General features: G+C 72.1%; 10 protein-coding genes. 4 read left to right on the plus strand and 6 right to left on the minus strand.

Translation table 11 applies throughout. From position 1 onward, the window contains the following. Positions 1 to 8 precede the first annotated feature (8 nt). The gene (locus ASE01_RS06395) at positions 9 to 491 is read right to left on the minus strand and encodes a hypothetical protein (protein WP_157537128.1); all 483 of its coding nucleotides are present in this window, start codon (positions 489 to 491) and stop codon (positions 9 to 11) included. 79 nt (positions 492 to 570) lie between these two features. On the opposite strand from ASE01_RS06395, the gene ASE01_RS06400 reads away from it, so the two are divergent. Then, positions 571 to 2025, plus strand: coding sequence for an MFS transporter (locus ASE01_RS06400; protein WP_056749324.1), 1455 nt, complete (start codon positions 571 to 573; stop codon positions 2023 to 2025). Here ASE01_RS06400 and ASE01_RS06405 read toward each other — a convergent pair. Next, the gene (locus ASE01_RS06405; protein ID WP_056749325.1) at positions 1982 to 4558 is read right to left on the minus strand and encodes a helix-turn-helix transcriptional regulator; all 2577 of its coding nucleotides are present in this window, start codon (positions 4556 to 4558) and stop codon (positions 1982 to 1984) included. The genes ASE01_RS06400 and ASE01_RS06405 overlap by 44 nt on opposite strands. Before the next feature lie 55 nt (positions 4559 to 4613). Next, positions 4614 to 4973, minus strand: a complete 360-nt coding sequence (locus ASE01_RS06410; RefSeq protein WP_157537129.1) for a hypothetical protein — start codon at positions 4971 to 4973, stop codon at positions 4614 to 4616. 80 nt (positions 4974 to 5053) lie between these two features. Here ASE01_RS06410 and ASE01_RS06415 point away from each other — a divergent pair, with 80 nt between their 5' ends. Continuing rightward, a complete protein-coding gene (locus ASE01_RS06415; RefSeq protein ID WP_056749327.1) occupies positions 5054 to 5947 on the plus strand; it encodes a hypothetical protein in 894 nt (297 codons plus the stop codon). Here ASE01_RS06415 and ASE01_RS06420 read toward each other — a convergent pair. After that, a complete protein-coding gene (locus ASE01_RS06420; RefSeq protein ID WP_056749328.1) occupies positions 5931 to 6902 on the minus strand; it encodes a sulfotransferase family protein in 972 nt (323 codons plus the stop codon). The genes ASE01_RS06415 and ASE01_RS06420 overlap by 17 nt on opposite strands. A gap of 79 nt (positions 6903 to 6981) precedes the next feature. Between ASE01_RS06420 and ASE01_RS06425 the strand changes: the two genes are divergently transcribed. Both ASE01_RS06425 and ASE01_RS06430 read left to right on the plus strand, forming a co-directional pair. Further along, complete coding sequence (locus ASE01_RS06425; RefSeq protein ID WP_056749329.1) at positions 6982 to 7899, plus strand: phosphoribosylaminoimidazolesuccinocarboxamide synthase; 918 nt, start codon at positions 6982 to 6984, stop codon at positions 7897 to 7899. 101 nt (positions 7900 to 8000) lie between these two features. Next, the gene (locus ASE01_RS06430) at positions 8001 to 9557 is read left to right on the plus strand and encodes a long-chain-fatty-acid--CoA ligase (protein WP_056749330.1); all 1557 of its coding nucleotides are present in this window, start codon (positions 8001 to 8003) and stop codon (positions 9555 to 9557) included. Between the two features lie 138 nt (positions 9558 to 9695). Here ASE01_RS06430 and ASE01_RS06435 read toward each other — a convergent pair whose 3' ends face one another. Next, complete coding sequence (locus ASE01_RS06435; RefSeq protein ID WP_056749331.1) at positions 9696 to 10037, minus strand: hypothetical protein; 342 nt, start codon at positions 10035 to 10037, stop codon at positions 9696 to 9698. 23 nt (positions 10038 to 10060) lie between these two features. Further along, the coding region (locus ASE01_RS24790; RefSeq protein ID WP_162260273.1) for an HNH endonuclease signature motif containing protein at positions 10061 to 11003 on the minus strand (943 nt) is incomplete at its 5' end.

Raw genomic sequence — 11003 nt, forward strand, 5'->3', positions numbered from 1 at the left:
TGTCTCCATCAATCGCCCCGGCTGACGGCGCGCACGACACACGCCGTCCCGGGGGTGGTCTCGAACCGGCGCCGCGCCGTCCAGGTCGTCGTCGACCCGGCGGAGACGGTCACCGTGGTGGTCGCCGAGTCGACGATCCGGGCCTGGGCGTCGGTGAAGAACACGAGCACGTCGAACGTCAGCTCGCCGGAGCCCGGGTTGTGCGCGGTCCCGACGGCCCGCCAGCCGTCCGCCGTCGGATCGCACCCGGTCAGGGCCACGTGCTGGTAGAGCTCGGGGTCGTTGCGCAGCGCGGTGCCCGACGGGATCCGGTGCTGCACCCCGCTGAACTCGGGTGCCGGTTCGCTGGCCTGGTCGCTGGCCGCCTCGGCGGGACGATCAGGGGGCGCGGCGAGGTCGGCGTCGTCCGGTGCCGGGGCGTTCGCGCACGCAGCGGTGCCGAGCAGGACCGCCGTCGCTGCGCAGGCGCGAGCGAACCGAGAAGCGCGCAAGGTGGGGAGCATCCTTCGTTCCGAGGTGCGGACGACGCACCGGCGGATCCAGCGAACCCTCACCATTGGCTCCGTGACAATGCTCCGTCGCGGATGTCGCCCGGCGGGTCACCCGCTCGGCGCCGTCATCGCCCTGCTCGCGGCCGTCGAGGTGGCCAGTGGCGTCATCCAGGGCTACTACGGCCCGGTCATGGTCGACATCGCCCACGAGCTGGACGTGTCGTACGCCGACCTCAACTGGCTCGAGGCCGCCCAGCTCATCTTCTCGGCGCTCGTCGTGCCGGCGCTCGCTCGCCTCGGCGACCTCGTCGGCCACCGGCGCGTGCTGGTCCTGGCGACCGCGGTGACGGCCGCGGCCACGTGGGGGATCGCGTTCGCGCCGAGCTTCCCGCTGATGCTGGTGGCCTGGACGCTGCAGGGGACCTATGTCGTCTGGCTCCCGATCGAGGTCGCGATCATCCACCGTCGCTCGGCCGGTCGGCCCGACCAGGGGCGCGTCACCCGGCGTACGGCGGCGGTCCTGGTCGCGACCCTCGAGCTGTCCGTGATCGTCGCCGCGGTGCTTGCGGGCCAGCTCGCGGACCGGGTGTCGCTCACCACGATGCTGATGCTGCCCGCCGTGGCGGTCACCCTGTGCCTCCCACTGCTCTGGCTGCTCGAGGAGGTCCCCGTCGAGGGCGGCCGCCCCGACGGGTTCCCCCGCTTCGACTGGGGCGGGCTGGCCCGGCTGGCGCTCGCGGTCCTCGCCGTGCTGGGTGGGCTCGTGCTGGTCCGGGTCGGGGGCCTGTCCTCGGCCCCGGCCTGGCTGCTGCTCGTGGCCGGCCTGGCGTTGCTGGTGCCGTGGTGGCGCCACGAGGCACGCCACCACGATCCGCTCGTCGACGTGCGCCTGCTGGCCCAGCCGGCGCAGTGGAGCGTCCAGCTCACGGCGTTCCTGGTGGGGATCTCGCTCCTCGGTGCGCAGGTGCCGCTGTCGACGTACTTCCGCAGCGACCCCGACGTGCACGGCTTCGGGTTCGGCCTCACCGCGGCAGAGGGCTCGGCCCGCGTCGCGCTCTACGTCGCCTGCCTCGCTGTCGGCGCGCTGGGCCTCGGCGCCCTCAGCCGGCTGCTCGGCGCGCGCGGCGCGATGGTGACCGGCTGCCTCACCTACGCCGTCGGGTACGCCGCCTGGCTGCCCCTCCACGCCAGCCCCGGTGCGGCCTGGGGCGTGATGGGAGTGATCGGCCTCGGCACCGGGGTGCTGGTGGCTGCGATCCCTGCCGCGGCCGCTGCGGTCGCACCGCCCGGTCGCGTCGGCTCGGCCACGGGCCTCACCAACGCGGCCAAGACCATCGGCGGTGGTCTGGCGTCCTCGGTCTTCGCCCTCTGCCTGGGCGGCGGCCTCGCGGGCTACCACGCGGTCTGGTCGATCTGCGCCGTCTCGGGGCTGCTCGCCGCCGCCGTGCTCGCGTTCACCTCGCGGGCCAGCGAGCGAGCTGGTGAGGGGATCAGCGAGGTGCCAGCAGGTCCAGCTCGATCGCCTTCTCGATGACGGCGTCACGGGAGTTGACCCCGAGCTTGCGGTAGATCCGCTGCAGGTGGGTCTTCACGGTGTTCTCCGTGACGTGCAGGGCGGCAGCCGCCGTGGCCCGGGTGGGGTGCCGCGACAGGGCCACGATGACGGCTCGCTCCTGCGGCGTCAGCGACGCGGCTGCGATGTCCGTGACGATGCACGGGGGCACGGTCCCCGCGAGGTAGGTGCGCAGGGCGTCGTCGCCCTGGGTCGCGGCCAGCTCGCGCAGCGCTGCGATGTCCTCGGCGGGGAGGTACATCAGGTGGGCACGCCCCCCGGTCGGACCCACGAGCGCGAGGACCCGGTCCAGCAGTGCCGCCGCCACCTCGGGCCGGTGCGAGCGCAGCGCGACCGCGCCGCCCAGCGTCAGTGTCGCCGCACGCGACCGGGCGGTGTGGCCGTCGCGGGCCTCGAGCCCGGACAGGGCAGCCAGGGCCTCCGCCGTGCGTCCGGCGACGAGGTGGGCGAGCATGACGGCGGGGGCCAGCTGGCCGGCGTACCTCGTCCGGGTGCGCAGCAGCGGTCCCGCCTTGGTGCGGTTGCCGGCCGCCAGCCAGAGCACGGCCAGGGTGCCGCGGACGGCGGCGGAGCCGAGGCTGTCGGCTGAGCCCGGGGGGGCCGGCGTGCGGGCGAGGGCGGCCTCGACGCGGTGGGCCTCGGTGGCGGCGTGGCCCAGGCCGAGTCGTGCGTGCATCAGGGTCCAGGTCACGAACGGCCAGAACTCGGACGTGCTGACGAACGAGCACCCGTCGTACTCGGCGATCGAGGCGTCGAGGTCGAAGTCGTCGAGCAGGAGGGTCGCCTGGCCGATCCGGCCGAGCGCGTTGACGTAGGTGTGGGTCTGCCCGGGGCGCCAGGCCGTCGGGTCGACGTGCTCCTGCGCGGCGCGGGCCTCGTCGCAGCGACCGTCGATCGCGTTCAGGCCGACGGCGTACACCGCCGTGTGGTTGAGCGACTCCGGTCGGGTGCTCATCGTGATCGCACGCAGCACGGCGGCGCGCGCCGCGTCGACCTGTCCGTCCTGGCACAGTGAGTACGACAGGTGGCGCAGGGCGGTCGCACCGAGGTCGGCGACGTGCTGCTGCTCGCCCTCCGGCATCTCCTCGAAGAAGGCCAGCGCGTGGTGGGCCGCACGGGCGGAGTCGTCGAAGCGACCGAGCACGCGCAGGCTCGCCACCTTCGCGATGTGGCCCATGAGGACCTCGCCAGGCGGCATCTCCGCGAGGCGCGGACCGGTCCAGGCCGCGGGGATCCGGAAGAACTCCGCCGCGGCGCCGAGCAGCGCCGGGTTGCGGTGACAGGCCAGGCCGCGGCCGAGCGCCAGCGCGGGGTACTGGGTCAGCGCGCGGCTCGGGATGCTGGCGAGGTGCCGGTCGAAGCGGGCCGAGCTGATCGCCTCGGGGTTGCTCGCGACGAGGGCGGCGAACACGCGACCGGCGATGTCGTAGTCCCGGGCGCCGACCGCGACCTCGAAGGCCGTCTCGTAGTTGCCGTTGCGGTGCAGCCACGTGGCGGCCAATCGGGCGGCGCGCGCCTGCCGTCCCGCGGGCATGCGGGCGACGTCGGCGAGGACCGCGGTCCGCAGCGACTCGACGTACTGGAAGACCTGGCGGCCGGGCGCGAACGGGATCCACCGCCCGAAGCCGTTCCACTCCAGCTCGGCCAGGGTCTCCTTCACCTCGCTCGTGCCCGTCAGCTCGATCGCGAGGTCGATGTCGAAGTACGGCGGCAGGCAGGTCGCGAGGACGAGCTCGTACGCCGCGCCGTCGCCGAGCTGCACCCTCAGGTCCTCCGCGACGAGCGACTGCCAGTCGGGAGTGGACGGGTCGGCGGCGGACCGGGCCAGCGACAGCATGGCGGCGCGGACCGCGAGCGGGAACCCGTCGGTGGCGTCGTGCAGCTCGGCGGCTCGTGCAGCGGCCTGGTCGGTCGTCCGGGGATCGCCGAAGGTGACCAGCAGGTCGCGGGTCTCCTCGATGGTGAAGGCGAGGTCGGCGCCGGTCAGCAGCTCCACCTCTCCGCGCAGGGTCCGGCCCGGACTGGCGATGCCGGTGGTGGTGCGGGTGGTGAGCACGACCCGGAGATCGGGGCAGGCGCGGACCAGGCGGACCAGGTCGGCCTCGACCGCGGCGGCGTCGTCGCGCAGCCGCTCGTGCGCGTCGACCACGAGGACCAGCGGTCCGCGCTCGGCCAGGGCGTGCGCCACGAGCTCCGCGAGGTCGGCGCTGCGCTCGATGTCGCCGACCAGGCCGGTGGCCTCGTCGGGCGTCAGCACACCCAGCCGGCCGGCGTTGGTCAGCGCCGCCTGCCAGAAGTTGGTGCGGGGAACGTGGTCGGTCTCCAGGGTCACCCAGATGACGGGGCCGGGCTCGCGTGCGCCGAGCCAGCAGCGGACCAGGCTGGTCTTGCCGGATCCGCTCGGTGCCGAGAGCACCGCGAGCCGTGGCTCGTCGGCGTCGAGTCGCGCGTGGAGGCGCGGACGGATCAGGAGATCGGGGGTCGTTCCCGGCATGGGCGTCCCCTTTCGCGGACCCCTGCCGGCAGTGCCAGCCGCGTCTCCCGAGCCATCAGACCCGCGCTTCGCCGCCCCAGTTGGCGAGCTTCACGGCGACCTCGTGGAGCTGCTCGGCGGTGACGCCGGCGGCCTCGAAGGTGAGCTGCACGTGTCCGCTGCCCGCAACCCGGCCGAGGTCCACGGCGCCCGCGCCGGGGAGGTGCTCGACGATGCGGATCAGGCGGTTGCCGATCCGCCCCATCTGGGAGGCGTGCTCGTCGGAGAGCTGGCCCAGGCCTTCGTTCTCGCGGTGGTGCAGGGTCAGACCGAGCACGTCGCCGGCGTCGTGGCGGGCGAGGATCCAGATCTCGTCCTCCCAGACCACGGGTCCGTGGGCGAGCGTGCTGTCGGGGGTCTGCGGGGACTCCGTCATGGCGACACTGTGCCATTCGGCGATCGCGTGTCCCGCATCGACCCCCAAACTGGAGTCGTTTGGTCGAGTATCATCGGCCCATGACCCTGGATGCGCTGTCCGTCCCGACCCACGAGGGCGCCCGCGTCGTCGTTCCCGCCCCCGATGCCGGTCCCGGCAACTGGGCGGGCGCGGCCAGCGCGGTCCTGGTCGAGGGGACCTACTGGCTCACCTACCGGGTCCGTCGGCCGCTGACCGACGGGCGAGGGGTGAGTGTCGTGGTCGCGCGCTCGGAGGACGGCGAGGTCTTCGAGACCGCAGCCGTCGTGGACCGCGCGGCCTTCGGCAGCGAGTCCTTCGAACGCCCCGTGCTGGTACCCCTGCCCGAGGGCGGCTGGCGCCTCTACCTCTCCTGCGCGACGCCCGACTCCAAGCACTGGTGGGTCGACAGCCTGACGGCCGCGACCCCCGAGGAGCTGCCCCACGGCGTACGACGCGTGGTGCTGCCGGGCGACAGCACGGTCGCCGTCAAGGACCCTGTCGTCACCCACGGCCCGGACGGCTGGGAGATGTGGCTCTGCTGCCACCCCCTCGACGAGGTGGGCCACGAGGACCGGATGACCTCGCGCCTGCTGCGCAGCCTCGACGGCCTCGCGTGGGTCGACCACGGTGAGGTCCTCGCGGGACGTCCGGGGGAGTGGGATGCACGCGGCGCGCGGGTGACCGCGGTGCTGCCGCGGCGCGAGGGCGCGCCGCTGACCGTCCTGTACGACGGCCGTCGCGACGCCGCGTCCAACTGGTTCGAGACGACCGGCGTCGCCACCTGGGACGGGACGCGCCTGGTCGCCGCCCCCGGTCCGCCGATCTCCTCGCCGTACGGCGACGGGGCGTGGCGCTACGCGAGTGCGGTAGCGCTGCCCGGGGGTCGGACCCGGTTCTACGTCGAGGCGGCCCGGCCCGACGGGGCGCACGACCTCGTCACGCTGGTCCGCTGAGCGCTCGCTGGGCGAACGAGCCGCGATCGCGGGTCGAGAGCCAGTCGGAGTAGTCCTCGCCGGTGATGTCGGACAGGAGTGCGATGTCGTCGGCGAAGGACGGCAGCAGGCGCTCGCGTTGCGCCGGAGTGAGCGACGGCCGGTGGGCGTCCGAGGTCTGCAGGCGCGCGACGAGCGGCACGCTGAGCCGGCGCCACGCCTCGGGCGGCACGAACTGTCCGGCGCGCGCGCCCGCTCGCACGGCCGGGCCGAAGACGGTCGGTCGCCAGCCGGGGGCGACGTAGGGACGCGAGTTGTCGCGCGGGATCTCGCCGACCCGGCCCTCGGCGATGCCGAGGAAGCGGCAGGTCCGGTCGACGGTCTCGGCGGGGTGGTCGACGATGTCGCGGTAGCGGACGACCAGCACCCGGGCGGGGTCGACCAGCTTGAACAGGTCGCGGAGCTGCTCGCCGTACAGCCCCAGGTCGCGGTAGCGCCAGAACGGTGCGTGGCCCTCGGCGATGCGCCGGTCCTGCTGGGCGAAGGCCACCTCGAAGTCGGCCTCCGGCTCGAGACCGTCGGACCACAGGTGCATCCAGTTGCTGTAGGCGCGGTCGATCGGATCGCGCACGACCGCAACGATCCGTACCTCGGGCAGGGCGTCGGCGATCCGGCGCTGCGCGCCGCGGTGCCAGAGGTAGAACGGCGTCGACTCGCCGCGCAGGGAGCCGGCGGGCGCGGAACGGAACAGGTCGGCGTACGCCTGCTCCTGCCAGACCCACTCCTGCTGCGAGTGCCGGTCGCCGGGGCCGTTCCAGTGCGGCGGGGGAGCGTTCTCGCACATCCAGTACTTCGGCTCCTTCGGCGTCGTGACGAAGACGTCGGGGTGCGCGGCCAGGGCGAGGTGCAGCGCGCTGGTGCCGGCCTTGGGCGCGCCGACCAGCAGGAAGTCGGGCTGCGGCTCCCGTGAAGTCATGTATGTCAGTCTAGTTACTTCTGTACGCCGACGCGAGTGCCGTCCGCGCCCGGTGCCGCGACTCAATAGGCTGTGCCCCGTGACGCTCGCGAACATCCCGCCCGCCCCCGAGGTCCCCGGGGCCCGCCACCTCCACTCCGGCAAGGTGCGTGACCTGTACGACGTCACCGAGGGCACCCACGCCGGCAAGCTGCTGATGGTGGCCAGTGACCGGCTCTCGATCTTCGACTTCGTGCTCGCGACGACGATCCCCGACAAGGGCGAGATCCTCACCCGGATGTCGCTGTGGTGGTTCGAGCAGCTCGCCGACCTGGTGCCGAACCACGTCGTGTCGGCTGAGGTCCCCGACGCAGTGCGTGGCCGCGCCGTCATCTGCGAACGGCTCGAGATGTTCCCCGTCGAGTGCGTCGCCCGTGGCTACCTCACTGGATCCGGCCTGCTGGACTACCGGGCCACCGGCGAGGTGTGCGGCGTCGCGCTGCCCGCCGGCCTCGAGGACGGCAGCCGGCTCCCCGAGCCGATCTTCACGCCCGCCACGAAGGCCGACCTCGGCGACCACGACGAGAACGTCTCCTTCGACGCGGTCGCCCGCACTGTCGGTGCCGACACCGCCGGCGCGCTGCGCGACCTCACGCTCCGGGTCTACGGTCGCGCCGAGGAGATCGCGCGGGAGCAGGGCATCATCCTGGCCGACACCAAGTTCGAGTTCGGCGTCACCGGCGGCGGGGCTGACGGGGCCGACGGGGACCGGATCATCCTCGCCGACGAGGTCCTCACCCCCGACTCCTCCCGCTACTGGCCGGCCGACGACTGGCAGCCGGGCCGCACCCAGCCGTCGTACGACAAGCAGATCGTGCGCAACTGGGCGCTGTCGGCGGACAGTGGCTGGGACAAGGCCTCGGGGCAGGCGCCGCCCGCCCTGCCCGAGTCCGTGGTCGAGCACACCAGGGCCCGCTACATCGAGGCGTACGAGCGCCTCACCGGCACGAAGTTCTGACCCGCCGGCACGTCCGGATTGGGCTCCCGCACAAGGGCAGAGGTGCCTGCGCTGGTCTGACGACCAGTGACCGTCCTCACCCCCGCCAGTAGGTTGTCGCCATGACGAACCTCGCCGGCTTCCTCGAGAACAGCGCCCAGGCCCACCCCGATCGCACCGCCATCGTCTTCGGGGAGACCCGCCTGTCCTACCCGCAGGTGAACGGCGCCGCGAACCAGGTCGCGAACCTGCTGGTCTCGCGAGGCATCAAGCCCGGCGACAAGGTCGCGCTCAGCTGCCCGAACCTGCCCTACTTCACGATCATCTACTACGGCATCCTCAAGGCCGGCGCGACCGTCGTCCCCCTCAACGTGCTGCTGAAGGGCCGCGAGGTGGCCTACCACCTCGCCGACTCCGACGCGAAGGCCCTCTTCGCCTTCCAGGGCACCCCCGACCTCGCGATCGGCGCCGAGTGCCACGAGGGCTTCGAGGCGACCGAGGGCTGCGAGCAGTTCTTCGTCATCACCGCCGACCCGACCGCGCCGTCCCCGATCGAGGGCACCGAGACCTTCGCCCAGGGCGTCGCCGGCCAGCCGCCGACCTTCGACACGGTCGACGTCGACGACGACGACACGGCCGTCATCCTCTACACCTCCGGCACCACCGGCCAGCCCAAGGGTGCCGAGCTCCGGCACCGCAACATGCGCGACAACGCGCTCGCCGGCGAGGCACTCTTCGGCGCGGACGCCGCCAAGCCCGACACCTACCTGTGCGTGCTGCCGCTCTTCCACTCCTTCGGCCAGACCGTCATCCAGAACGGTGGCTTCGCGTACGGCGGCACCGTCGTGATGCTGCCCCGCTTCGAGGCCGCCCCCGCGATCGGCCTGATGCAGAAGGAGTCCGTCACCTTCTTCGCCGGCGTCCCGACGATGTACTGGGGCCTGCTCAACGCCCTCGACGAGACCGTCGACGTCAAGGCGCTCGCCGCCAACCTCCGCGTCGCCGTCGCCGGTGGCGCCGCGCTGCCGGTCGAGGTGCACCACCAGTTCGAGGAGCGCTTCGGCGTGACCATCCTCGAGGGCTACGGCCTCTCCGAGACCTCGCCCGTCGCCAGCTTCTCGCGGCTGGGTCAGCCGGTCCGGGTCGGGTCGATCGGCATCCCGATCCCCGGTGTCGAGATGAAGCTCCTCGACGGCGAGTCCTGGGACGAGGTCACCGACCCCGACGGGATCGGCGAGATCGCGATCAAGGGCCACAACATCATGAAGGGCTACTACCAGCGCCCCGACGCCACCGCCGCCTCGATCAGCGAGGACGGATGGTTCCGCTCGGGCGACCTCGGCAAGAAGGACGCCGACGGCTGGTACTACATCGTCGACCGGTCCAAGGACATGATCATCCGCGGCGGCTTCAACGTGTACCCCCGTGAGATCGAGGAGGTCCTCCTCACCCACCCCGCCATCTCGCTCGCCGCCGTCATCGGCGTCCCGCACGAGAGCCACGGCGAGGAGATCAAGGCCGTCGTGATCCTCAAGCCCGGCGCCTCCGCCACCCCCGAGGAGATCGTCGCCTGGGGCAAGGAGCAGATGGCGGCGTACAAGTACCCGCGCGTGGTGGAGATCGTCGACGCACTCCCCATGACCGCCACCGGCAAGATCCTCAAGCGCGAGCTGAGCTGACCTGGCCCGTGCCGTCATCATCACGGGGCTCTCGTGTTCCCGATGGTTCCGGTCGTGGCCCCGGCGATCTCGTCGGACGCCTGCTCCAGCGCGGACCAACAGCGGCCGGGGCGGGACTGCGCGACGGAGTCGTGGCTCTCAGTCGCCGTCGATGTGTAGCTCCGACGAGGACGTACTCGCACACAGCGTCGCCAGGGCGAGGATCGGCTCCAGGTACGTCGGATGGGCATCGCCAGCCAGGCCTTGTACTTCGGCAGCGAACTGCTCCATGTCCGCGGAACGCAAGACCGTTGAGCCGTAGAGGTCAAGCCGCGTGATCATCGGAAGGCGGGTGGAGGTACGGGCCAGTTCGCGCTCTCGGTCGACAGCGCTCTCGAAGGCTCGGTCCTCGTCGACGTAGAAGCCAAGGCGCTGCAAGCTGCGCCGGCGGGTCCGCTTGTCCCGCGGCCCATAGATGAGGAGTTGAAGGTCGAGGCCCACGCCGCGATTCTCGCCCACCGGTGTCAGGCGGCGTCGTGGATCAGTTCGACGTCGGTGAAGTAGATGTCGGGGCGTGGTCGGAATGGCTCRCGGGKTGGTGTCGTGAGCTTGCGGGTTCCGGTGTTGTCGACCAGGTAGTGGGCCCCGTGGGGATCTCGCCAGAKGATGATCCCGGGGAAGGGTTGTCGACACTCCCASCGTTGGCCGTCYTCGTGGTGGTGTGTATTGATCCGGTGGTGGGTGCGGGTCATCGGTCCGAGGTTCCCGGGCTCGGTCTTCCCACCCTCGGAGTAGGGGATGTTGTGGTCGAGGTCGACCCGGCGGCCGGTGTTCGGTGCGTAGGGGAAGATGTCGCCGCCGTGGATCAGGTGCACTGCTTGGCGCATCGCGTTGGGGATCTCGTAGGCATCGACGGGTGCCTGGTTGGCGAGGTTGATCACCGGCAGGACAGTCACGGCCCCGGCGACGTGGGCGATCATCTGCCTCGCCCACGCGACGGTGACGGGCCCGTGGTCCTCCATCCGGACGATCTCGGAGTCGGGCGTCAGGTGCAGGTCGATCCTGACCTTGGGTTTGATCGGTCCCACGCCGAGGTCGACATGTGCTTCGGGGTTCGTCATGATCGCGAACGCGGCGAGCTTGCGTTCGGTGGTGCCGGCCTCGGGCATCCGGGTCTCGAGGTCCTTGGCGACTGCAGCGATGGCGATGTCGGTGGCCATCAGGGTCGTGATGTGGTCGCGGATGGTCAGGGTCGCGACCCCGTGCTTGTTGATCCGGCTCATCCGGATCCCACGCTCCAACGCCGCGGCACGCTCTTTGGTCTGGGCGAGCGCAGGGGACGCGGCGGCGACCTTGCCGTCCAGGACCGCAAGGAACCGGGACCACGCCAGGCGCCCGTCGGCGATCTCGTGGACCTCGCCATCGACCCACGCGGCCTGGGCCTCGGTGAGCTCCCGGGTCGCTTCG

Source organism: Nocardioides sp. Root190 (genome assembly GCF_001428565.1).
Classification (GTDB): Bacteria; Actinomycetota; Actinomycetes; order Propionibacteriales; family Nocardioidaceae; genus Nocardioides.

Coding starts and splice junctions, on each gene's coding strand:
- ASE01_RS06400 (WP_056749324.1), top strand. CDS start 571: ATGCTCCGTCGCGGATGTCGCCCGGCGGGTCACCCGCTCGGCGCCGTC.
- ASE01_RS06405 (WP_056749325.1), bottom strand. CDS start 4,558: ATGCCGGGAACGACCCCCGATCTCCTGATCCGTCCGCGCCTCCACGCG.
- ASE01_RS06410 (WP_157537129.1), bottom strand. CDS start 4,973: ATGACGGAGTCCCCGCAGACCCCCGACAGCACGCTCGCCCACGGACCC.
- ASE01_RS06415 (WP_056749327.1), top strand. CDS start 5,054: ATGACCCTGGATGCGCTGTCCGTCCCGACCCACGAGGGCGCCCGCGTC.
- ASE01_RS06420 (WP_056749328.1), bottom strand. CDS start 6,902: ATGACTTCACGGGAGCCGCAGCCCGACTTCCTGCTGGTCGGCGCGCCC.
- ASE01_RS06430 (WP_056749330.1), top strand. CDS start 8,001: ATGACGAACCTCGCCGGCTTCCTCGAGAACAGCGCCCAGGCCCACCCC.